The sequence below is a fragment of the Candidatus Poriferisodalis sp. genome (assembly GCF_965219595.1).
Classification (GTDB): Bacteria; Actinomycetota; Acidimicrobiia; order Acidimicrobiales; family Poriferisodalaceae; genus Poriferisodalis.
In genome coordinates, this window is the sequence record NZ_OZ244781.1 from 1,012,980 (window position 1) to 1,034,057 (window position 21,078).

Annotated in this window: 23 protein-coding genes and 1 tRNA gene; 11 read left to right on the plus strand and 13 right to left on the minus strand. The window is 68.6% G+C overall.

Annotated features, from left to right (window positions below; all coding sequences use genetic code 11):
• Positions 1-134: 134 nt before the first annotated feature.
• The 5 genes from ACOQPE_RS04265 to erpA are packed head-to-tail and all read right to left on the minus strand — an operon-like array spanning position 135 to position 3,219.
• Positions 135-290, minus strand: a complete 156-nt coding sequence (locus ACOQPE_RS04265) for a hypothetical protein (RefSeq protein WP_323672103.1) — start codon at positions 288-290, stop codon at positions 135-137.
• A 36-nt stretch (positions 291-326) separates the two neighbouring features.
• On the minus strand, positions 327-674 hold the full coding sequence (locus ACOQPE_RS04270) for a RidA family protein (RefSeq protein WP_420610664.1): 348 nt from the start codon (positions 672-674) through the stop codon (positions 327-329).
• Positions 675-706: 32 nt separating this feature from the next.
• On the minus strand, positions 707-1,162 hold the full coding sequence (locus ACOQPE_RS04275) for a pyridoxamine 5'-phosphate oxidase family protein (RefSeq protein ID WP_420610665.1): 456 nt from the start codon (positions 1,160-1,162) through the stop codon (positions 707-709).
• Positions 1,163-1,174: 12 nt separating this feature from the next.
• Positions 1,175-2,833, minus strand: a complete 1,659-nt coding sequence (locus ACOQPE_RS04280) for a 2Fe-2S iron-sulfur cluster-binding protein (RefSeq protein ID WP_420610666.1) — start codon at positions 2,831-2,833, stop codon at positions 1,175-1,177.
• Between the two features lie 50 nt (positions 2,834-2,883).
• Positions 2,884-3,219, minus strand: a complete 336-nt coding sequence (gene erpA / locus ACOQPE_RS04285) for an iron-sulfur cluster insertion protein ErpA (protein WP_420610667.1) — start codon at positions 3,217-3,219, stop codon at positions 2,884-2,886.
• A gap of 177 nt (positions 3,220-3,396) precedes the next feature.
• Between erpA and ACOQPE_RS04290 the strand changes: the two genes are divergently transcribed.
• Entirely contained in the window at positions 3,397-4,587 is a 1,191-nt protein-coding gene (locus ACOQPE_RS04290) for an Mrp/NBP35 family ATP-binding protein (RefSeq protein WP_420610668.1), read from the plus strand.
• Positions 4,588-4,595: 8 nt separating this feature from the next.
• Here the strand turns inward: ACOQPE_RS04290 and ACOQPE_RS04295 are convergent, their stop codons facing one another.
• The gene (locus ACOQPE_RS04295) at positions 4,596-5,495 is read right to left on the minus strand and encodes an NUDIX hydrolase (RefSeq protein ID WP_420610669.1); all 900 of its coding nucleotides are present in this window, start codon (positions 5,493-5,495) and stop codon (positions 4,596-4,598) included.
• A gap of 55 nt (positions 5,496-5,550) precedes the next feature.
• Here ACOQPE_RS04295 and selA point away from each other — a divergent pair, with 55 nt between their 5' ends.
• Both selA and selB read left to right on the plus strand, forming a co-directional pair.
• Entirely contained in the window at positions 5,551-6,837 is a 1,287-nt protein-coding gene (gene selA / locus ACOQPE_RS04300) for an L-seryl-tRNA(Sec) selenium transferase (RefSeq protein WP_420610670.1), read from the plus strand.
• Between the two features lie 26 nt (positions 6,838-6,863).
• Positions 6,864-8,588 (plus strand): selenocysteine-specific translation elongation factor, encoded by a 1,725-nt coding sequence (selB, locus tag ACOQPE_RS04305; RefSeq protein WP_420610671.1) that lies wholly within the window; start codon positions 6,864-6,866, stop codon positions 8,586-8,588.
• A 12-nt stretch (positions 8,589-8,600) separates the two neighbouring features.
• Here selB and ACOQPE_RS04310 read toward each other — a convergent pair whose 3' ends face one another.
• Positions 8,601-8,867: a WhiB family transcriptional regulator gene (locus tag ACOQPE_RS04310; protein WP_420610672.1), complete on the minus strand. Its 267-nt coding sequence runs from the start codon at positions 8,865-8,867 to the stop codon at positions 8,601-8,603.
• A 145-nt stretch (positions 8,868-9,012) separates the two neighbouring features.
• Positions 9,013-10,485 carry an NfeD family protein gene (locus tag ACOQPE_RS04315; protein ID WP_420610673.1) on the minus strand — a complete coding sequence of 491 codons (1,473 nt, stop codon included), beginning with the start codon at positions 10,483-10,485 and terminating at the stop codon, positions 9,013-9,015.
• Positions 10,486-10,604: 119 nt separating this feature from the next.
• Here ACOQPE_RS04315 and ACOQPE_RS04320 point away from each other — a divergent pair, with 119 nt between their 5' ends.
• The 4 genes from ACOQPE_RS04320 to ACOQPE_RS04335 all read left to right on the plus strand — a co-directional run bounded on the left by ACOQPE_RS04320 (position 10,605) and on the right by ACOQPE_RS04335 (position 13,147).
• On the plus strand, positions 10,605-10,991 hold the full coding sequence (locus ACOQPE_RS04320; protein WP_420610674.1) for a response regulator: 387 nt from the start codon (positions 10,605-10,607) through the stop codon (positions 10,989-10,991).
• Between the two features lie 80 nt (positions 10,992-11,071).
• Positions 11,072-11,145, plus strand: a tRNA-Pro gene (locus ACOQPE_RS04325).
• Positions 11,146-11,285: 140 nt separating this feature from the next.
• Positions 11,286-12,317, plus strand: coding sequence for an NAD(P)-dependent oxidoreductase (locus ACOQPE_RS04330; RefSeq protein ID WP_420610675.1), 1,032 nt, complete (start codon positions 11,286-11,288; stop codon positions 12,315-12,317).
• 56 nt (positions 12,318-12,373) lie between these two features.
• On the plus strand, positions 12,374-13,147 hold the full coding sequence (locus ACOQPE_RS04335; protein WP_420610676.1) for a recombinase family protein: 774 nt from the start codon (positions 12,374-12,376) through the stop codon (positions 13,145-13,147).
• A 547-nt stretch (positions 13,148-13,694) separates the two neighbouring features.
• Here the strand turns inward: ACOQPE_RS04335 and ACOQPE_RS04340 are convergent.
• The 4 genes from ACOQPE_RS04340 to ACOQPE_RS04355 form a co-directional block, all read right to left on the minus strand.
• On the minus strand, positions 13,695-14,357 hold the full coding sequence (locus ACOQPE_RS04340; protein WP_420610677.1) for a hypothetical protein: 663 nt from the start codon (positions 14,355-14,357) through the stop codon (positions 13,695-13,697).
• A gap of 366 nt (positions 14,358-14,723) precedes the next feature.
• A complete protein-coding gene (locus ACOQPE_RS04345; RefSeq protein ID WP_420610678.1) occupies positions 14,724-15,317 on the minus strand; it encodes a hypothetical protein in 594 nt (197 codons plus the stop codon).
• A gap of 136 nt (positions 15,318-15,453) precedes the next feature.
• Entirely contained in the window at positions 15,454-15,987 is a 534-nt protein-coding gene (locus ACOQPE_RS04350; RefSeq protein WP_420610679.1) for a hypothetical protein, read from the minus strand.
• A gap of 456 nt (positions 15,988-16,443) precedes the next feature.
• A complete protein-coding gene (locus ACOQPE_RS04355; protein WP_420610680.1) occupies positions 16,444-17,463 on the minus strand; it encodes an aspartate-semialdehyde dehydrogenase in 1,020 nt (339 codons plus the stop codon).
• Between the two features lie 280 nt (positions 17,464-17,743).
• Here ACOQPE_RS04355 and ACOQPE_RS04360 point away from each other — a divergent pair, with 280 nt between their 5' ends.
• The 4 genes from ACOQPE_RS04360 to ACOQPE_RS04375 all read left to right on the plus strand — a co-directional run bounded on the left by ACOQPE_RS04360 (position 17,744) and on the right by ACOQPE_RS04375 (position 19,225).
• On the plus strand, positions 17,744-18,055 hold the full coding sequence (locus tag ACOQPE_RS04360) for a DUF3467 domain-containing protein (RefSeq protein ID WP_420610681.1): 312 nt from the start codon (positions 17,744-17,746) through the stop codon (positions 18,053-18,055).
• On the plus strand, positions 18,052-18,288 hold the full coding sequence (locus ACOQPE_RS04365; RefSeq protein ID WP_420610682.1) for a hypothetical protein: 237 nt from the start codon (positions 18,052-18,054) through the stop codon (positions 18,286-18,288). The genes ACOQPE_RS04360 and ACOQPE_RS04365 overlap by 4 nt, the downstream gene beginning before the upstream one ends.
• A gap of 77 nt (positions 18,289-18,365) precedes the next feature.
• Positions 18,366-18,572: a hypothetical protein gene (locus ACOQPE_RS04370; protein ID WP_420610683.1), complete on the plus strand. Its 207-nt coding sequence runs from the start codon at positions 18,366-18,368 to the stop codon at positions 18,570-18,572.
• 116 nt (positions 18,573-18,688) lie between these two features.
• The gene (locus tag ACOQPE_RS04375; RefSeq protein ID WP_420610684.1) at positions 18,689-19,225 is read left to right on the plus strand and encodes a hypothetical protein; all 537 of its coding nucleotides are present in this window, start codon (positions 18,689-18,691) and stop codon (positions 19,223-19,225) included.
• A gap of 236 nt (positions 19,226-19,461) precedes the next feature.
• Here the strand turns inward: ACOQPE_RS04375 and ACOQPE_RS04380 are convergent, their stop codons facing one another.
• The gene (locus ACOQPE_RS04380; RefSeq protein WP_420610685.1) at positions 19,462-20,688 is read right to left on the minus strand and encodes a hypothetical protein; all 1,227 of its coding nucleotides are present in this window, start codon (positions 20,686-20,688) and stop codon (positions 19,462-19,464) included.
• Positions 20,689-21,078: the final 390 nt, after the last annotated feature.

The following is a 21,078-nucleotide window of genomic DNA, read 5'->3' on the forward strand; positions in this document are numbered from 1 at the left end:
CGGGGTGGACGAGGGCCATGGCACCCGTGCTTCAAACAGATGAAGCGCTTCGTGCGCTCGCTGGATGTCCTTGGGGCGCTTCATAACTGCGCGCGGGCACCATTGCCCTCGCCCACCCCTCGTTCGTCTGGGCGTCAGACGTTGGTCTGGATGAGGGAGCTGCCTTCGTGGCGCTGCTCGGCGTCGTCGGTGAGGAGCTTGCCTAGGGCTGCTGCTACTGCTGCCAGGGAGATCGTGATGATGAACGGGCTCAGCAGGAGCACTACCACGATGACTATGGCGCCGGCCATGGATCGCAGCGTACTGATGCGCGGTGTGCGGCGTGACTATTCGGGGAGGTGGGCGATGGCTTCTATCTCTACTTCGGCGCCGAGGGGGAGGGCGGCTACGCCGATGGCGCTTCTCGCCGGGCGGTGGTCGCCGAAGGCTTCGGCGTAGATCGAGTTGATGAGCGAGAAGTTGCCGATGTCGGTCATGAACACGAGGCACTTGACCACGTCGTTGAGGGTGCCGCCGGCTTCTTCGAGAGCCTCGACGACGTTGGCGAGCACGGCGCGGGCCTGAGATTCGACGCCTTCGACGAGCGCGCCGTCTGCGAGGCCGATCTGGCCGGAGACGAACACGAAGTCACCGGCTCGGTACCACTTCGAATAGTGAGCGACGGGTGCGGCCATGGAACTGCCCCTGTTCTGTCAGCCTGTGTTGTTCAGGAAATGGTGCCGGTGTTGGAGGTGATGTGGTCGAGGGTGACGAAAATGGCCAAGCGGCGCTCCTTGGCCATCACCCGGTCGTACTCGTCCCAGTCCTCGTGGGTGCCGCCGGCCGAGCGGAACACGTCGCGCAGCAGCTCGGGAATGTCGGTGACGCCCTCGGCCGGGTCGTCTTGGCCGATGAGCTGTGCTGTGCCGTGGACGGCCACCCAGTCCCAGCGGTGGCGGAAGGCGACTGCGGCGCGGGGGTCGCTGCGCAGCAGGCGGGCCTTGCGGGCGTTGGCGCGCACGACGCAGGCCACGCTGGTCTCGCCGGTTACTGGGTTGTCCATCACGCCGGCGTTGATGATGGATACGTGTGGGCTTCCGCTGCTGTCTAGGCAGACGAAGCTGCACAGGCCGTTTTCTGCGGCTACTAGGCGGCGGAGTTTGTCTTCTGCTGGTTCAGCCATCGGTGGGTGACGCTAGCGCAGTGGCGTCGATTGGCCCGTGGGGAGTTGGGCGGGTGCTCCGCGGCTCATCCAGGTGGCTGCTGCTACTGCTGCGAAGACTGCGTTGCCTGCGGGAACCGGTGGTTGTTGCGACGGTTCGATCGTGACGTTTATTGGTGGGGTGTCGGCTGAGCGGGCTATTCCGAAGCTGCGGATCGTCAAGTCCTGGACTTGGCCTTCGTTGTCGACTGTGAGTGACTCTGATGTGACCCAGCTCCAGGCCATGTGGCTCGCACCGATGATGTAGCTGCGCAGGGTGACCTGGTCGAGGGGGTCGCCGGCGTCGATGTGCACGTCGATGCCAGCGGGGGTGACTGTGGCTCGTGCGGTGGCGCCATCGAGCGATGTGACCTCGACTGTGGCGGTGGTTGCTTCGAGTGATTCGCCGGTTTGCAGGCGGTTCAGGGCTGCGGCGAGCATTTGGGCTTCGGCCCAGACTGCGGCGCGCAGGTTCATTGACGTTGGTGGACCGGGAGTGTCGACTTCGACTATGTCGGCGTGCGGTAGCACCGCTTGCAGCACTTGTGTTGCGCCGGGGGTGCGGGCTATGTGGATTATGCCGGTGCCGTCGGTTTGTAGGCCGGCTGCTAGGGGTGGGCGTTTGGGGCCGCGGCGGACTGTGTCTTCTCTTGACCAGAGGACACGGACTGGTTGGTGGCGGTTGGTGGCGAGCTGTCTTGCCTCTTCGCGCACCGGTGACTCGGCCTTGCCGCCGAAGGCTCCTCCGTTGGCTAGGGGGTCGGAGGGTTCGTTGCCGGGGGCGCACCAGGCGGCGTCGGTTTCTAGGTAGGCGGGTTCGGTCCAGCAGGTGGCGAGCTGAACGTCCCATTGGGTGCCGGGCGGGGGGTCGGGGATCTGGATGGGCGGGGTGGGCTCGAGGGTGGTTCGGCGGCCTTGGACTTTGCCGGCTTGGCGGCGGGCTTCGGTGAGGCTCTCGGCGGTGTGCCAGTTGCCGGTCGGTCCGGTGATGGCGGTCAGCGTGCCTGGGGGGGCGCCGTCGGCACCGAAGTCGAACCCTCCGAGGACGCTGGACGGAACGGATCGCTGGGGGCCGTCGGTCTCGATCGACGCGCGGTGGGCAGCTGCTTCGGGATCGCGTTCGGTCGCATCCGCGGACCGGGGTGCGGCGACGGGGGCAACGGCATCGCGCACGGAAACCTGGGACGGCGTGGCGGCGTGGGTGGCGGCTTCGCGGATGGTTTGCCAGCCAGTGCAGCGGCAGAGGTGTGCGGCCAGGGCCTTGTCGACCGTGGTGCGATCGGAGAGGTCGGCGCCACGGCGTTCGTGGCCGACGAACCGGCAGACGATGCCGGGGGTGCAGAAGCCGCATTGGGATGCGCCCCAGGCGAGGAACGCGTCGGACCATCGTTGCTGCTCGTCGGGGCTCAGACCGGCGGCAGTGGTGACGTGCCGCCCGGCTACCCGGCGTGCCGGGGTGACGCATGCAACGCGGGGCGCGTCGTCGACCAGCACGGTGCAGCAGCCGCATTGGCCCTGTGGGCTGCAGCCGTCGAGGACCGTCTCGATGCCGAGGCGGTCGCGCAGCACGCCGAGCAGGGTGTCTCCGTCGTCGGGAACTTCGACGGCGCGGCCGTCGACAGTGAATTGGAGTGATTCGCCGGTCTGCGCCAATCGCCCGGCCGGTTCAGGCTCGGGCAGTTCTGGTCTGGCTTCCGGGTGGCTCAGCTGAACGAGTTGCCGCAGCCGCAGGTGCGCTGCGCGTTCGGGTTGTCGATCGCGAAGCCCGATCCCATCAAGCCGTCGCTGAAGTCGAGCGTGGCGCCTTCGAGCAGCTGCGCGCTCATCGGATCGGACACGACCTTGACGTCGCCATAGGCCTGGGACATGTCGTCGTTGGCCACCTCGGAATCGAAGAACATCTCGTAGCTGAAGCCCGAGCAGCCGCCCGGCCGAACGGCAACGCGCAGCGCCAGCTCGGTCTCGCCGCCGGCCTCGGACAACTCCTGCGTGATGAGCTCGTGGACCTTCTCAGCGGCGGTATCGGTCAGGGTGATCACAACAGCGACTCCCGAATCAGCCCCACATGGGCAAAGGTTCTGCGACCGATGCTAGTGCCATCTGCCCCTTTTGCACCGGCGAGCGCCGTGCGCAGATGCTGTTCGACGAGCCCGGCGGAGGGGCCGCAGCATGCGCCGACTCGTGGGCCCGCGCACAGCGCCATTACCCTGCGCTCCGTGAGCGCGTCCACCGATGCTCCGGCGAATGACGAGGCGATGATCGCCATCCTGCGGGGCGTCATGGATCCCGAGCTGGGCGACAACATCGTCGACCTGGGCATGGTGCGCAACGCTTACCGCGAGGGCACCACCGGGCACGTGACCGTGGCCTTGACCACCGCCGGCTGCCCGCTGCGCGCCACCATCAAGCGCGACTGCGAGACGCGGGTGGCCGGATTGGCGGGCATCGAGAACGTGCGGCTGCACTGGGACGAACTGAACGCTGCCGAGAAGGCCCGGGTGATGGAGCGAGCCCGGCGCACTGCACGCGACAACGCCGCGCCGACGCAGGTGCACGCCAGCACCCGGGTGCTGGCCGTGGCATCGGGCAAGGGCGGCGTGGGCAAGTCGTCGGTGACGGTGAACCTGGCGGCGGCGCTGGCCGCACGCGGCTTCGTCGTGGGCGTGCTCGACGCTGACATCTGGGGGTTCAGCATTCCCCGGATGCTCGGCATGGAGGGTCGCCTCGGCGCCCGCCCCCCGGCCGACGGCGAGGAGCGGGGCAAGATCGTGCCCGACGAGCGCCCAGCCGGCGAGGGCCTGCTGAAGGTCGTCTCCACCGGGCTGCTGGTGGAGACCGAGGAAACCGCCCTGATGTGGCGGGGGCTCATGCTCGCCAAGGCCGTGGAGCAGTTCCTGCACGACGTGGACTGGGGCGAGCTCGACTACCTGCTCATCGACATGCCACCCGGCACCGGCGACGTGCAGATGGCGCTCGCCCGCCTGCTGCCCCAGGCCGAGATGCTGGTGGTAACCACCCCGGCGCTGAGCGCGCAGAAGGTGGCGGTGCGCGTGGCCGACATGGCCCGCCGCAGCCACATGCCGATCGTGGGGGTGGTGGAGAACATGGGTGCGTTCACCGCACCTGACGGCCAGCGGTGGTCGTTCTTCGGCGAGGGCGGCGGGGAGCGCCTCGCTGCCGATCTGGGCGTACCGCTGCTGGGCTCGATCCCGCTGGAGCCTGCCGTGTCTGCCGGCGGCGACACCGGCGAGCCGGTGACCGGCAATGGCGCCGGCGGGCCGGCGGCTGGGGTGTTCGAGGCGATCACCGAGCTGCTGGTGACCGAAATCTGCCCACCGGTGGACATGGGTACCTGCACCGCCCGCATGGACGGGCCCATCCCCGTCACGCTCGGCACTCGCCGCTAGCTCACCCGCTACTGCATGGAGCCTGGCTGCGGCGGGTTCGCCATCGCCTCGTCGTAGCCCTCGTCGCCTGGCAGCAGCGTCAAGACCTCGCCATCGGGGCTGACGGCTATTGCCGGGAGCAGGGCCGGGATGTCTTCGAGGCCGTCGGCCCAGGCCATGAGGTCGGCGACGGTGTCGACGTCGAGCAGCGGCTCGAGGTTCTTGTAGGTGGGGAAGATCATCATGAAGGTGCCGTCGGCGTGCTGAGCGAAGGCGTCGGCGGGGCGGATCCAGGTGCTCTCGACCGTTTCGCTGCCGTCGTGCAGCGGCTCCTGGCCGTCGGGCACGTGGGCGATGAAGAAGCGGGTGTCGAAGCGGCGGGTCGGGCCGACTGGCGTGATCCAGTGGCTGACGTAGCGAAGGTCGTCGAGCTCGAGCACGAGGCCTTCATCGAGACACATCTGCGCCAGGCGGAGGTCGCCGCTGTGGACCTGGCGGCGCAGCGCGGCGAACCTCGATGCCATCGTGGCATCGTCGAACGACACGTGCTCGCTGCCGTTGCGGGCCAGCAGCACGCCCGCCTCCTCGAAGCACTCGCGGACAGCGGCCACCCAGTAGGCGAGGCCGCCGTGATCCACGTCGATCCGGGCCGATGCCGTTGCGTCGTCGAGGCCGATGCAGACCGATTCCAAGCCCGGGTCCTCCCGGTCTTCTGCGTCCACGGCGCCGCCGGGGAACACGAACTGGCCGGGCACGAACTCGCTGCGCGGGTTGCGCCGCAGCATGAACACCTCGAGCCCGCCGGCGCCGTCGCGGACGAGCATCACCGTGGCTGCCTGCCGGAGCGGAATCTCGACCGGCGCGGGCGAGTCGGGCGCAACAGTGTCTGGCGCAGCAGGTTCTGGCACAGCGGCTCCCGACGTCGGCACGGCCCCGGGGACGCTACCGCCGGGCCGATGAGGGGGTGCCAGTAGTGTCCGGGCGATGAGGCCGCCGTCGGTGAACGACCTGGCGCTGCGGATCGCGGACGTGGGCTTGCCGCACCCGCTGCTGGTCATCGCCGCCCGGGCGGCCATTGCCGCCGGCGACCCCGACTCGGCCGCCGACGAAGCGCACCGGCTGCGCCGCAGCCTGCTGGGGCCTGCGGTGAACGCCACCGGCGTGTTGCTGCACACGAATCTCGGCCGAGCTCCGCTCGGGAATCAACACAGTCGAGCACTGCCTGACCTGGAGTCTGACGACCAGCCGGTGCGGTTCAGCAACCTGGAATTCGACCTGGCATCGGGCCGGCGCGGTTCGCGCACCACGCACGCGTCGCTGCTGCTGGCGACGCTGACCGGCGCCGAGGCGGCGCTCGTGGTCAACAACTGCGCCGCCGCGGTGACGCTCGTGCTGGCGGCCCTGGCCCGTGACCGCGGCGTGGCCGTGTCGCGCGGCGAGCTGGTGGAGATCGGCGGCGGCTTCCGGGTGCCCGAGGTGATGGAGCAGTCGGGCGCACGGCTCGTGGAGGTGGGCACGACCAACCGCACCCGGGCCGCCGACTACCGGGCCGCTGCCGAGCGGGATGACATCGCGCTGCTGCTGAAGGTGCACCCGTCCAACTACCGCATCACCGGCTTCACCGAGGAAGCCGGCGTGGCAGACCTGGCCACCATCGGGCCGCCGGTGGTGTCGGACCTGGGCTCGGGACTGCTGGATGAACGCTGCGATTGGCTGGGGCAGCGTCCCGACTGGCTGGCCGGCGAGCCGGGTGCCCGCCAGACGCTGGCAGCGGGAGCGGCGCTGGTCACGTTCTCAGGCGACAAGCTGATGGGCGGCCCCCAGGCCGGGATCATCTGCGGCCGGGCCGACCTGATCGCCGCCTGCGCGGCGCACCCGCTGATGCGGGCCTTCCGGCCCGGATCGCTGGTGCTCGACGCATTGCAGTCGGTGGCTCTGGCGTACCTGCGCCGCGATGCCGACGCGATCCCGTTCTGGCGCATGGCCAGGGTGCCGGTCGATGAGCTGGCACAGCGCGCCGAGGCGCTCGGTGTGGGCCGGCCGTCGCGAACGACGGCGCTGGCCGGTGCCGGGTCGCTGCCGGGCCAGGAGATCCCCTCCGCGGGCATCGAACTCGACGGCGACTACGCAGCTGCGCTGCGGGCGTTCGACCCACCGGTCGTCGCCCGCGTCAACGAGCAGACCACCGTGATCGATCTGCGCACGGTCGATCCCGCCGACGACACCGTCGTGGCGGCCGCAGTCCGCCAAGCACTCAGCGAGCAGGCCTGAACCACGGCATCGGGCAAGCTGGCAGCGTGCACATCGTCGGCACTGCGGGGCACGTGGACCACGGCAAGTCGACGCTGGTGCGCGCCCTCACTGGCACCGACCCTGACCGGCTGGCCGAGGAGAAGGAACGCGGGCTCACCATCGACCTCGGTTTCGCGTTCTGCACGCTGCCGTCGGGCCGGCAGGTCAGCTTCGTGGACGTGCCCGGGCACATCCGGTTCGTGAAGAACATGCTGGCCGGCGTGGGGGCGGTGGATGCCTCCCTGTTCGTGGTGGCGGCACCCGAAGGCTGGAAACCGCAGTCGGCCGAGCACCTGGCGATCCTGGAGCTGCTCGGCATCTCGCACGGCGTGGTGGTGCTCAGCCAGATCGGCCTCGTCGACGACGAGCTGGCCGAGCTGGCCCGTCTCGACATCGCCGACCACGTCGACGGCACGTTCTTGGAGCACGCGCCGGTGGTGGCCACCGACGCCGTCGACGGCACCGGTCTCGACGAGCTGCGCGGCGCGCTCGACGATTTGTGTGCTGCCACGCCCACCGCAGCCGACCGTGACCGGCCGCGCCTGTGGATCGACCGGTCGTTTGCCGCGACCGGGGCGGGCCGGATCGTGACCGGCACGCTCGCGGGCGGCAGCATCTCGGCCGGCGACGAGCTGCGGACGGCGCCCGGCGGCCGCGCGGCCCGGGTGCGGGCGATCCAGACCCAGAGCACCGCAGTCGAGCGCATCGGCCCGGGCCACCGCGTTGCGCTCAATCTCACCGGCGTCGACGCCGACGGACTGGGCCGTGGCATTGCCCTTGTGCGATCCGACCAGTGGCACCACACCCGTGGTGTCGACGTGGAGCTGACCGTGCTCGGCAGCCTCGGCAGCGATGTGACCCGGCGGGGCGCCTACGCGCTGTACCTGGGGTCGGGTGAGTGGCCGGTGCGGCTGCGCGTGCTCGGGCCCGAGCGCATCGCCCCTGGCGCGACCGGCTACGCCCGGCTGCACCTGCCGGTCGCGCTGCCGCTCGTGATGGGCGACCGGTTCGTGCTGCGCGACTTCGGCCGCGGCCAGACCGTCGGCGGCGGCACAGTGCTCGATCCCGATCCGCAGCTGCGGGCCGCCGTGGCCCAGCCCGACGCCCGCGTCGAGCGCATGATCGCCGAGCGCGGGTGGATCGAGGCGACGCAGCTCGAGCGGCTGACCGGCGAGCGGGTGGAGCCGGTGCTGGGCGGCTGGGTGGCGCCACCCCAACTGGTCGAAGCGCTGGTGGACGATCTTCGGGAACAGATCGAGCGCGCCGGTCCCCTCGGCTTGGACCTGGCCGGGCTCGACGAACGCCAGCGTCTGGCAATCGGCACGCTCGACGGCGTCGCCATCGAGGCCGGGCGCGCCCGGCCGGCCGAAGCCGCCGACGTTCTCGCCGACCACCCGGTCATCGCCGAACTGGCCGCAGCGCCCTTCTCCCCGCCCGCACCGAGCGGCGTCAGCCAGCGGGAGCTCCTCGCACTGGCAGCGCGCGGCGATCTCGTGCACGCGGACGGAGTCTGGTTTGCGGCGTCTGCCGTGGATGCCGCAGCCGAGCGCATCGCCGGCCTGCTCAGCACTCAGCCCGACGGCATCACTGTGGCCGAGATCCGCGAAGAACTCGGCACCACGCGGAAGTACGCGCTGCCGCTGGTGGGCTATCTGGACCGGACAGGAGTGACGCGGCGGCGCGGGGATCTGCGCATCGCCGGGCCGCGGCTGCCCGAAGTATCTGAATAAAGCGGGAGAGCGCTAGCTGGCGTCCGTGCGCAGCAGCAGCATGTTGCGGCGCTCGATCTCGTTGCGGCCGCCCCAGATGCCATGCGCCTCACCGACGTCGAGCGCATGGTCGAGACAGTCGTCGATCACCGAGCACTGGCCGCAGATGGCCTTGGCTCGGGATTCGCGCTCAGCTTTCTCGTCGCGCCGCTCAGTGCGGGGCGGCGGAAAGAAAACCGCCGCCTGAGGTCCTCTGCAGGCTGCCTTGTCCTGCCACTCATCGACCAGCAGAGCGCTCATATGTCCCCCTTGTCGGAGGGGACACTAGATCACGAAAAATCGCTTGACAAGAGGTAAACGAAACCTCATTCGGTTTCGGAAACCGTCGAATCAGCCCGTTTCTTCCAGACCCGCACACGGATCCAGCAGCTCGTCGAGCCGCCAGTTACTTCCCGCTCTTGTTCCCAGTCTCTACTGGATGCGGGCTCACGGGGCCGCTCGGGCCCCGGCGCATCTGGCGGTAGTCGACGGCCGCACCTTCGAGCGGCTCCACTTCCAGCACCACGCCGCTCAGGCCGCTGACGCGCAGCGGCTCGCCCGCCTGCAGCGGCGTGAGACGGTTCACGCGGGCCCGCCACCGGGCGCCATGGACTTCGACGGTCCCGTCGGGATCGATGTCGGTCACCGCGGTGCCCTCCACGCCGATCAGCCACTCCCGCCCCACGGTGGCGGTGCCGTAGCGGGTGCGGACCAGCGCAGGCAGGCCCGACAGCACAAAGGCGCCGACGCCCACCAGGCCCACCAGCAGCGGGATCCAGCTCATGGAGTGCTGCCCGAACAGCGTCAGCGAGCCAGCCAGCACGGCCGCCCCACCCGCCGCTGTCCAAAAGCGCGGCACACCGGTCTGGATGTCCACCGCGAACGCCACGAAGCCGGCGACGAGCAGCGCCAGCGCCCACAACCGGATGTCGAGCGTGCCCAGGCCGAACGCGGCAAGCAGCCCGCACACCGCGGCGACCACGGCGGCGATGCCGATGCCGCCGGTGTAGAAGTCGAGCAACAGCAGCGACAGGCCGGCCAGCAGCAGCAGGTAGGCAACCGCCGGGCTGGCAGCGGTGTGGAACAGGCCGTCGAGCAGCGGCAGCTTGACGAACGACACGACCACGTCGTCGGCCGGAGCCCGGCGGATCACGCCGTCGTCGCCAGTCACGTTCTGGCCGATCGGCGGCAGCAGACCCTCGTCGGACATGGCGAACAGGAACTCGCCGATCACCGGCGCCGTGCTGTGGGTCAGGCCGGCACCCATCGCCGTGTCGGCGTCGTAGTAGCGGACGCTCGTGCCCGAGTGAAGCCCGTCGCCCTCATGGCTGTGGACACTGCCCCTGTCGACTCCACGAGCGCCAGACCCATGAGCATGGACGAGGCCCTCGACTGCAGTGAAATCGCCGATGCGGCCGCCGGGCGCGATCGCGGCGAAGTCGGCTGCTGTGACCAAGTGCGCGGCACCGCCGAGCGCCTGCGCCCCGCTGGGGCCAACCCACACGCCCACCGGCAGGTGCGCCAGCCGGACGCTGTCGAGCAGTTCGACCAGCTCATCGTCGTGGAGCGTGGATCCGGCGCTGTCGACCTGCAGCACCACGCCGACCGCGTGGAGCCCGGTGGCGGTGACGAGCTGGCGCTTGATGTACGACGCCATGATCGGGTCGATGAGCCCGTTCACCTCCACCACGACGATCAGGCGCGGGCTCTCATCGCCCACGATCTGCGGGGTGTCGGACTCGTGCGAGCCGTCAGCCGGGTCGTGATCCAGCCCATCGTGGGCAGATGCCGGCGCGGCGACCAGGCCCACCACAGCCGCCAGCAGCAGCGTTGCGGCCACGAGGCGCGCGAAGCCGCGGCGGTGCTGACGTACGTTCACCCGGGCTCCTTGGATCGACGGCCGCCCGAACTCTAGAAGCGTCGCCGCGATCCGGGACACCCCCAACGGCTGCACAGACTCGACGCCGGGCACGGTCAGCCCCATTACGCTGCCCCACCGTGACCGACGTGCTGCTGGCCACCGACGCCGACTGGGTCGTCGAAGAGGTAGCCGCGGCGCTCTCCGCCCCCGAGGTGACGTTTCGGGTGGTGCGATCGGGCCACGACGTGCGGCCTGCAGTGAAGGCGAGCACCCCGGACCTGGTGATCCTCGACTTCCAGATCGGGAACATGGGCGGCATGGCCACCTGCCTCGACCTGCGCCTGGAGTCGGGCATGGGTCGGCTGCCGCGGGTGCCGGTGCTGATGCTGGCCGACCGCGAAGCCGACACCTTCCTGGCCCGGCGCTCCGAAGCCGATGCGTGGCTGGTCAAACCGCTCAACCCGCTGCTGCTGCGGCGCACTGCTCAGGAACTGCTGCAGCGGGATGCCGCGAGCACGGGCTGAACCGGCTCGTATTGCTGTAGCGCTCCTGCGTGTCATACCGGTAGCTTCGGCCGGAGCGATTTGCCAGCGGCGGTCGCATACGGGCAGTGGCGCAGGTTGGTAGCGCGCTTCGTTCGGGACGAAGAGGTCGTGGGTTCAAATCCCGCCTGCCCGACTGGTTAGTGCGAGCGAGGAAGGCTTCGCCCCTCGCTCGCGACAACAGAATGCGCAGGCTTTGCCTGCGCATTCGACCACTGATGGCGCAGAGTTTCGCTGCGTTCGCGACTTGGGTCGCGGGCGGCGGATACTTGCGTTATGGCAGAGGTATTTTCCGGATCCGCCACCGCTCGGTGTGTGGGATTCATCGGGTTGGGGAATGTTGGGGGGAAGCTGGCTGGGTCGTTGCAGCGCAACGGGGTCGAGCTGGTGGTGCGCGATCTGGATCCGGCTGCGATGGCGCCGTTTCTGGATGCCGGTGCGTCGACGGCTGCGTCGGGGGCTGAGCTTGCGGAACGCTGCGATGTGGTGATCACCTGCCTGCCTTCTCCTGCTGCTGTTGCTGGGGTGCTCGAGGCACCTGACGGTGTGCTGGCTGGAATTGGCTCGGGCCGATCTGCCGACTCGACGGGGTCGGGGGCGAAGATCTGGGCTGAGATGAGCACTACCGACCACCATGAGGTGCGCCGGTTGGGTGCGCTGGTGGAGGCGGCGGGCGGTGTCGCCATCGACTGCCCGGTGTCGGGCGGCTGCCACCGGGCCGCCACCGGCAACATCTCGGTCTTCGCCGGCGGCGAGCGCGACACCTTCGAGGCGATGCTGCCGCTGCTCGTGACCATGGGGCGGCGCGTCCTGCACACTGGGCCACTGGGCTCGGCATCGATCCTGAAGGTGGTGACGAACTACCTGGCCACCGCCAATCTGGTCTCGCTGTGCGAAGCCCTGGCCGCCTCACAGGCGGCGGGCATGGACCTGGCCACCACCTACGAGGCCATTCGCATCAGCTCAGGCAACTCCTTCGTCCACGAGACCGAGAGCCAGGTGATCCTGAACGGCTCGCGCGACATCAACTTCACCATGGACCTGGTGTGCAAGGACATCGGCCTGTTCGCCGACATCGCCGCTGAGCACGGTCTGCCGCTGGAGCTGTCGCCGGTGCTGGTGGACGTGTTCGCCGACGGGGCCGCTCGCTATGGCGACCGGGAATGGTCGCCGAACATCATCAGGCGGCTCGAGGACGCCACCGGGCAGACCGTCACGGCACCCGGCTTCCCGGCCGAGATCGTTGACGACGAACCCGAAGTGCCAGGTGCCGAGGTCGTAGTTCGCCGCGATCCGCGTTCGCCTTGATGCTCAGAATCTGAGTGTGTATAAAATATCGGAATAATGATATATTGCCGCTCGCGATGCGGGCGGCCAGCTCTCCTCAAGGCACTCCCGGGCAGGCCAGTGAATCAATCGCTGGGGTGGTGCTCAGCTACGCCCGCTGCTCTACCTCAGAACAGGGCCGAAGCGGCTTCGGCTTGGATGCCCAGCACGACGCTGTGGACGCTTGGGCAGCAGTCAGCGGCCGAACGGTTGAGCACCACAGCGAGGACGGCGCCTCGGGGTTGCTGGCGCCCGACGCCCGCCCGGTGCTGTCCGCACTGCTGAACCGTCTCGCAGACGGCGACGACCCCGCCGACACGCTCGCAGTGAGCCGGCTCGACCGTCTCGGCCGCAGCGCTCTTGACGTGCTGAGCCTGCTGGACCGCGCCGAGCGCGAGAGATGGAACGTCGTCATGCTCGATGTCGCTGTGGACACCACCACCCCCGCCGGCCTGATGGTCGCCACGGTGATGGCCGCTATGGCCCGCATGGAACGCGACATGACAGCCCAGCGCACCCGCGATGCCCTCGCCAGGAAGGCCGCTACCGGAGCACGGCTCGGTCGCCCTGTCTCTGACGCCACGCGGGCTGCCGCCGCGCGAGCCGAGGCTCTCGCCGCCGAGGGCCTCAGCCAGCACGCCATAGCCGACAAGCTCACTGCGGAGCAGTGGCCCCGCGCCACCCCCGCCGCTGGGCCCTGGACTGCTCGCGCCGTCGGCCTCGCTCTGCACTCACTGCACCTCGACCGCGCCGCCGAGCAAGCAGCCGCCGCCCATCGCAGCGGCGGCACCACATCGGCGCCCGATGCCTGAGAGACGACATCTGCGGCCAACCGTCTGAGTCGCCCGACACCGAACGCTCGCCGACAGTCCCCACGACGGGCACTCACCACTCCACCAGCAACAGCCCCGGAGTGCAAGCGGAACGTCAGTCCGACGAAACCGCCTCAGCCACACGACGCACCCGCCTCACGAAACCCGTACACCACACGACGCGGATCGGCTGGCGGCTCGGGCCGCGCTCTGACGACCGTGGCCGGCTCGACGCTCAGAACGCGCCGCTGCTGCCAGCGGGCCAGCAGCGGCACAACCGCCAGCCAGTAAATCGCCAGCGTTCCCGCCGCAGCTAGGAACACAGGAAGCTCAAACGGGACCCAGCCGATTGCTAGCCACGTCAGCACTCCCGCAGCTGCTGCGGCCGGTGCTCCGGCAGCGAAGAAGACCAGCCGTTCGCAGCGGTCGCGAGGGGGTAGCCTTTTCACGAGCACTTTCACGATTAACAATCGCCAAGGCAGCCTAGGCGATGTGTTCGCACGCAGGGTGTCAGTGTAGTTCGCGGCGTTCATCGTCGTTTCCCGCCTCACTTGCAGTAGTAGCTGTCGCCGCTGTCACAGAAGAACTTGTGCACAATCCGCGTGTACTCCTCATCGGTGATCTCTCCGTCCCAGAGCTTCTGATCCGCCTTCTTCAGTTCCTCGCGCTCGGTCGTGCCGTCGCCGTCGGGGTCGTTCGGGTCCGGCGTCGGCTGTTGGCTGGAGCCGCCCGAGCCGGAGCCGGAGCCGCTGTCATCGCTCGGCGGAGTCCACCCTTCCGGGATCAGCTGCGGCAGCGGCGCTTGGGTGGACGCGTACGCAAACGCGCTACATCCCCCAGCAAACGCAGCGCCGCCGGCAATCGCGCCTCCGCCACTCCCGACGGCGATAGCTCCGCCAGCCCCGTGACACACCACGCCACCGATGGCGGCCTGCGCTGCGGGGTTGAGGTTCTGCCATGCACGCAACACGGGAGTGACCTGCTGGATGTTGGCGTTGATGCGCTGCCGCTCGGACTCGCTGAGATCCTTCACGAACGCCTCCAACCCGTTGACCACTCCCTTGGCGGCGGACGCAGCGGCGTTCTTGGTGGCTTCCGATTGCGCCTCCCAGGCCTTCGCCTCGGCATCGGTTACCTCGGCGTTGTTGTCGGCTACCCATTTCACAGCGCCGCTCAGCCAAGACCAGCCCTTCGCCAGTGCGTCCCTCACCACGCGTTGCGTGGGCCGCTGGCCCGAACCGTTGCCCGAGCCGGCGACGCCGGGCCGCTCCCAGCGAACAACCAGCCGCCGAGCCTCAGCCCGACGAAACCGCCTCAGCCCTGAGGCGCTGCTGCCTCACAAAACGCCGACATGACACAACGCTGAAGCACACGCAAGCCGCTAGCGATAGCAACCAAAACGCGAGCCGTTGGCCGGGCGATAGCCAATAGGTGACCAGACCCGATACGGCAGCGAACACAGGTATGAGCCAAAACAGAAAGCCCCACCCCGATTTCGCTTGCTGTCGGTCGGGCGATGCCGCCGCTGCACTCATGGTGTCAGGGTAGCTCGCGGTGCTCATCGTCGTTTCCCGCCTCACTTGCCGCAGTAGGACGTATCGCCCTGATCGCACGCGTACTTGTACCAAATCCGCATGTATTCCTCGGGGGTGATCTCCTCGTCCCAGAGCTTCTGATCCGCCTTCGCCAGCTCGTCACGCGAGGTCGTGCCATCGCCGTCGTAGTCGCCGTCAGGATCGTCCGGGTCCGGCGTCGGCTGCTGGCTGGAGCCGCCCGAACCGCTGTCGTCGGAATCGGAATACGTATACCAAGCAACTGCTGCTGTAACGACAAGGCCGCATGTGTTCGCTAGAGCTTTCTTGCCCGCCGATGACGCGATCCACGCGACCCATCCCGGAGCAGCAGCGCCGGCCGAGGCTGCGCTTGTCTTGACGATCACTGCGGCCAAACCGGCGCATCCTGCGGCGCCAAGCGCGCCCAGCGCTACAGCTTTAATCGTCGCTTTCGTGCGCCCGTCCGCTTCGTCCCAACGCCGTTCCAGCTCTTCGGCAAGTGCAATGCCCGCCTCACCCGGTAGGTCATTGAGATCTTCGGCCGCATCCAACCCAGCGAGCAGAGCGCGAATGGTGGTGTCTGTGTAACTCTTGTAGAGGTCCTTGAGCTTGCCCAACAAATCGGAACTCGTGCACAGCGCCGGCTGTTTGGGCAGCGAATAAATAGTGCCGGTGCCGTCGTTGTTCTTGTTGATCGCCGCGATCAGGTCATCCGTGTAGTCGCTGCAGGGATCGTTGCTGGTGGTCGTGGAGCTACCCCCGGGAGCCGCCGCTGCCGGAGCCGCCGCCCTTTCCGTTCTTGTTCGGCTCGGTGCAGTTGGGCGGGGTGCCGGTCTGGCCGTCAGGGCACACGTCGGAGCTGCCGCCCTCGTCGGAGCCGCTGCTGTCGTCGGAGCCGGAGTCATCGCCACCGCCGGAGTCGTCGCCGCCGCTGTTGTCGTCGCTGCCGCCCGAGTCGTCGTTGTCGGTGCTGGTGCCTTCGCCTCCATCGCCGCCGTCGTTGCCGTCGTCGTCGTTGTTGGGGTCGTGGTTCTCGTTGGTGGACGGGGCCGGGTAGCAGTTCGGGTAGGTGCCGAGCATCCCCTCACCGCATGTCAGGTTTCGCTGGACCGGCGTGTGAGGGTGGTTGTAGCTCGTCTCGTTCCAGCACTGATTTCCCGCGAACGGGTCATACGCGCAGCGGCGCACGGTGACGCCGTGAGCGCCGGCGGGCGCCGCGGCTACGGCGGTGAGCGTGGACGCTGCGACGAGCAGCGCGCACAGCGCTGCGAGGGTGCGTTTGGTCATGGGTGGGTGCCTCCGGGCGTGCTGGGCGGATGTGGGCGATCCGTGTCCGCGCCGGCTGCAACGGGGAACCCATGCAACTGATGCCGTCCGTGCAGCCGGCGCGGTCACGAATCGTTCGTTTTGCGCACGCCCGAATCGGACAGCAACCGACATCTGGGGCCCGTCGACGAATGGACGCGCCCAGAGGGGCACGAGAGGCGGAAGCCCAGCAGTCATGGGGGTTTGGGGCTCTCGGCCGTGGCCGCGCCCGCTCAGCGCCCGGCAGGTGCGCGGCCGGGTTGCGGGGCCTGTCCGGGTCAGGTACTATACGAACATATATCGCGCATCAGAAACGCGTGCCCTGCCAGTGGACACCGACGCCGAACCGGCACCGCGCAGCCTCGCGCAAGCGGCCCGCCCGAGCCGAATATCGCCGCTCGGCCGAACGCCGAGACAGCGGCCGGCGGGCAGGAAGAGCTAGGCGGCAGCCAGGGTCTCCGCTATCTGGACAGCGTTGAGCGCTGCGCCTTTGCGGAGATTGTCTCCTGCCACGAACAGCGCCAAGCCGTGCTCGACGGTGGGGTCGCGGCGGATACGGCCGACATAGGACGGATCGCGGCCTGCCGCTTGCAGCGGCGTCGGCACGTCGGCCAGTTCCACGCCCGGCGCCTCGGCCAGCAGCTCCGTTGCCCGCTCGGGCGAGATCGCTCGCTCAAAACGCAGGTTCAGCGACAGCGAGTGGCCGGTGAACACCGGCACCCGCACGCATGTGCCCGACACTGCCAGATCGGGAATGCCCAGGATCTTGCGGCTCTCGAAGCGGAGCTTCTGCTCCTCGTCGGTCTCGCCGGAGCCGTCATCGACGAAGCTGCCCGCCTGGGCCAGCACGTTGTGGGCGATCGGCCCAGGGAACTTGTCCGGCGCAGGATGGCTGACAGCGTCACCGTCGTAGGCGAGCGCTGCGGCACCTTCCTTCGTCGCGGCCAGCGCCTGGTCGAGTTCGTCGACACCAGCCAGGCCAGCACCGGACACGGCTTGGTAGGTGGCAGCCACCATGGACACGAGGCCAGCTTCGGCATGCAGCGGCGCCAGCACCGGCATCGCCGCCATCGTCGTGCAGTTGGGATTGGCGATGATGCCCTTCGGCGCGTTGAACACCTCTTTCGCGTTCACCTCGGGCACCACCAGCGGGACGTCGGGGTCCATGCGCCACGCAGACGAGTTGTCGATCACCGTGGGGCCTTGGGCGGCAACCCGCACGGCGATGGCCTTCGACGTGGTCTTGCCTGCCGAGAACAGCGCAATGTCGAGACCGCCGAAGTCGGCCCCGGCGGCATCCTCGACGGCAATCTCAGACCCGTTCCAGCCCAGCGTACGGCCAGCCGAACGGGCCGACGCGAAGAGCCGCAGCTCGTCGATCGGGAATGCTCGCTCGGCCAAAATAGCCCGCATCACACCGCCCACCTGGCCGGTGGCCCCAACGATTCCTACACGCATGGAACCGAGGCTACCGAGGCACTCTCAGCGGTCTGTTGTGAATTACTGGGGTGGGCGGGGGCAGGCGCACCCGTGCTTCAAACAAGCGCAGCGCCGCCCACTGCAGGGTGGACGGGCTGTGGCGCTGCGAACTGCGCGCGGGCACACCTGCCCCCGCCCACCCCTCCTCTTGTGTGTTCTTCCATCCAGTCCGAGTCCGATCCGCAAACTTGACGATGCAGTCGGCGCTTCGAGTGCTCCCGCGGCTGCACACCACGATGGGGCGGCCTAGTGTGCGCGCATGGCAGACCAGCCGACATCGCAGGAGCTCACCTTTCGGCTCGACGACGATGTCTCACCTGGCGGCGTATATGCGAACTTTGCAGGGGTCTGGCACACTGAACATGAGTTCACAATCGACTTTGCCGCGCTGCCGCACTCACCGACCGGCCCCAACTCCGAATCTGTTGAGGGCCTGGTCGTCGCCAGAGTGAAGATTCCGCCCTCTGTGATCTTTGCCATCGCCCGAGCCATCTCCGAGAATGTTGCGAAATTTGAGACCCAGTACGGTGCGCTGACGCCACCGCCGCCTGAACCGCAGGATCGACCATGAACACAGTCACCAGCTCCGAACAACGTCGAGACCACTTCACCTACAAGCAGCGGATGCCAGCACCCGCGGGCCGCGACGACCTCGAAGCGCTCGAAGCGCTCGCCATCCGTGATGCATGCAGTCGCGCATGGGCAGATCACCAAGAACGTGTCGCTCAAGGTCTCACCTACGGCGACCCGGTCTCTGCGGCCGAACTCCAGGAACGCATCGCCGAGCTCCGCACGACGGGGTGAACGCCCCCAGCGGGTGGCGTTGGTTCGAAATCGACGCTCCACTCAATGAATGGAGCACCGGCCGCAGCCTCGCAGAAGTGATCGCAGCACACGAGGCGCTTCTGCACATCACCGCGATGCCGTTGGAGGTACGACCTGGGCAACCGCTCCCCGAGGCCGCACCCAACAACCTCGTCCGCTACGTCGACCACGGTGACATCCGCGTCATTTTCTTGGTCACCCACCCGATCATCGCCGACGGGCTGCGTCTCATACGGATCACGCCCCGCCCCGGTACGCACTGAGCCCGGATCCACCGGTGGGGGTTGGGGTTGGTTCGTGTCCGCCGGAAAGGCCTCCTGACGTGGCGTTTTGCCGTTGAGGATTGTTCGGCGTGATGCCAGGTCGGGAGAAACTCTCCGTGAGCACGATAACGCAGGGTCTGGATCGGGTGGAGGCAGTGTTCGACGACGGGTCTTTGGTCGCGGACGCGGGTCTGTTGCTGGCGGGCACGCTGATGGATCGGCTGGGCCTGGAGGGGCTGATCGATGAGGCCGTGACGCCGCCGGGGGCGGGCCGCGGGGCGGGCGCGAAGGTGCTGCCGACGGTGTGCTCGATGCTGGTGGGCGGATCCTTCTTCTCCGATGTTGATCGGCTGCGGGCCGGCTCGACGGGGGCGGTGCTGGCGTTCGCGCCGGTGGCGCCTTCGACTTTGGGGTCGTTCATGCGGTCCTTCACGTGGGGTCATGTGCGCCAGCTCGACCGCGTTACCGCCTCAGCCACGCGACGCGCCCGCCTCACGAAACCCGTACACCACACGACGCGGATCGGCTGGCGGCTCGGGCCGCGCTCTGCCGAGCGCGGCCCGCTCGACGCTCAGAACGCGCCGCTGCTGCCAGCGGGCCAGCAGCGGCAGAACCGCCAGCCAGTAGATCGCCAGCGTTCCCGTCGCCGCTAGGAACACAGGGAGCACGGGGAGTTGAAGCGGGGTCCAGCCGATCGCTAGGCCCCCCAGCACTGCGGATGCTGCTCCTGCAGGTGCTCCGGTAGCGAGGAAGACCAGCCGTTCGCAGCGGTCGCGAGCGCGTAGCCCTTTCAGCCCTTTCACGACTAACAATCGCCAGGATGGCTTAGGCGATGTGCTCGTACGCATGGTGTCAGGGTAGTTCGCGGCGGTCATCGTCGTTTCCCGCCTCACTTGCCGCAGTAGTAGCTGTCGCCACGGTCGCACCAGGACTTGTAGATGATCCGGTAATACTCCGCGTCGGTGAGTTCCCCGGCCTCGTATCTGAGGGCTGCCTCGTGCGCTTCCTCGGCTGTGGTCTCGCCGTCGCCGTCGTAGTCGCCGTCGGGATCGTCCGGGTCCGGCGTCGGCTGCTGGCTGGAGCCGCCCGAGCCGCTGTCATCGCTCGGCGGGGTCCACCCTTCCGGGATCAGCTGCGGCAGCGGCGCTTGGGTGGACCCGTACGCCAACACGCCACATCCCGTAGCAAACGCAGCGCCGCCGGGAGTCAAGGCTCCGGCACTCCCGGCGCTGATAGCTCCGCCGGCCCCGTAACACACAGCGGCGCCGACGGCGGCCTGCGCTGCGGGGTTGAGGTTCTGCCATGCACGCAACACGGGAGTGACCTGCTGGATGTTGGCGTTGATGCGCTGCCGCTCGGACTCGCTGAGATCCTTCACGAACGCTTCCAACCCGTCGGCCACTCCCTTGGCGGCGGACGCAGCGGCGTTCTTGGTGGCTTCCGATTGCGCCTCCCAGGCCTTCGCCTCGGCATCGGTTACCTCGGCGTTGTTGTCGGCTACCCATTTCACAGCGCCGCTCAGCCAAGACCAGCCCTTCGCCAGCGCGTCCCTCACCACGCGTTGCGTGGGCCGCTGGCCCGAACCGCTGCCCGAGCCTGAGCCGCCGCCCTTTCCGTTCTTGTTCGGCTCGGTGCAGTTCGGCGGCGTGCCGGTCTGCCCGTCAGGGCACACGTCATCGGAGCCGCCCTCGCCGGAGCTGGAGTCGTCGCTGCCTCCGTCGTCGGCGTTCTTGGGGTCGGGCTTGTTGTCGTCGCTGCCCGTGTCGTCATCACCGCCGTCGCCGCTGTCGTTGTCGGTGCTGGTGCCTTCGCCTCCATCGCCGCCGTCGTTGCCGTCGTCGTCGTTGTTGGGGTCGTGGTTCTCGTTGGTGGACGGGGCCGGGTAGCAGTTCGGGTAGGTGCCGAGCATCCCCTCACCGCATGTCAGGTTTCGCTGGACCGGCGTGTGAGGGTGGTTGTAGCTCGTCTCGTTCCAGCACTGATTTCCCGCGAACGGGTCATACGCGCAGCGGCGCACGGTGACGCCGTGAGCGCCGGCGGGCGCCGCGGCTACGGCGGTGAGCGTGGACGCTGCGACGAGCAGCGCGCACAGCGCTGCGAGGGTGCGTTTGGTCATGGGTGGGTGCCTCCGGGCGTGCTGGGCGGATGTGGGCGATCCGTGTCCGCGCCGGCTGCAACGGGGAACCCATGCAACTGATGCCGTCCGTGCAGCCGGCGCGGTCACGAATCGTTCGTTTTGCGCACGCCCGAATCGGACAGCAACCGACATCTGGGGCCCGTCGACGAATGGACGCGCCCAGAGGGGCACGAGAGGCGGAAGCCCAGCAGTCATGGGGGTTTGGGGCTCTCGGCCGTGGCCGCGCCCGCTCAGCGCCCGGCAGGTGCGCGGCCGGGTTGCGGGGCCTGTCCGGGTCAGGTACTATACGAACATATATCGCGCATCAGAAACGCGTGCCCTGCCAGTGGACACCGACGCCGAACCGGCACCGCGCAGCCTCGCGCAAGC

Excerpts from the sequence above, each read along its gene's own strand:
- ACOQPE_RS04335 (WP_420610676.1), top strand. The coding sequence starts at position 12,374 with ATGCGGGCGGCCAGCTCTCCTCAAGGCACTCCCGGGCAGGCCAGTGAA.
- ACOQPE_RS04380 (WP_420610685.1), bottom strand. The coding sequence starts at position 20,688 with ATGACCAAACGCACCCTCGCAGCGCTGTGCGCGCTGCTCGTCGCAGCG.
- ACOQPE_RS04265 (WP_323672103.1), bottom strand. The coding sequence starts at position 290 with ATGGCCGGCGCCATAGTCATCGTGGTAGTGCTCCTGCTGAGCCCGTTC.
- selA (WP_420610670.1), top strand. The coding sequence starts at position 5,551 with ATGAGGCCGCCGTCGGTGAACGACCTGGCGCTGCGGATCGCGGACGTG.
- ACOQPE_RS04350 (WP_420610679.1), bottom strand. The coding sequence starts at position 15,987 with ATGACCAAACGCACCCTCGCAGCGCTGTGCGCGCTGCTCGTCGCAGCG.
- ACOQPE_RS04270 (WP_420610664.1), bottom strand. The coding sequence starts at position 674 with ATGGCCGCACCCGTCGCTCACTATTCGAAGTGGTACCGAGCCGGTGAC.
- ACOQPE_RS04360 (WP_420610681.1), top strand. The coding sequence starts at position 17,744 with ATGGCAGACCAGCCGACATCGCAGGAGCTCACCTTTCGGCTCGACGAC.
- ACOQPE_RS04355 (WP_420610680.1), bottom strand. The coding sequence starts at position 17,463 with ATGCGTGTAGGAATCGTTGGGGCCACCGGCCAGGTGGGCGGTGTGATG.
- ACOQPE_RS04275 (WP_420610665.1), bottom strand. The coding sequence starts at position 1,162 with ATGGCTGAACCAGCAGAAGACAAACTCCGCCGCCTAGTAGCCGCAGAA.
- ACOQPE_RS04365 (WP_420610682.1), top strand. The coding sequence starts at position 18,052 with ATGAACACAGTCACCAGCTCCGAACAACGTCGAGACCACTTCACCTAC.
- ACOQPE_RS04330 (WP_420610675.1), top strand. The coding sequence starts at position 11,286 with ATGGCAGAGGTATTTTCCGGATCCGCCACCGCTCGGTGTGTGGGATTC.
- ACOQPE_RS04310 (WP_420610672.1), bottom strand. The coding sequence starts at position 8,867 with ATGAGCGCTCTGCTGGTCGATGAGTGGCAGGACAAGGCAGCCTGCAGA.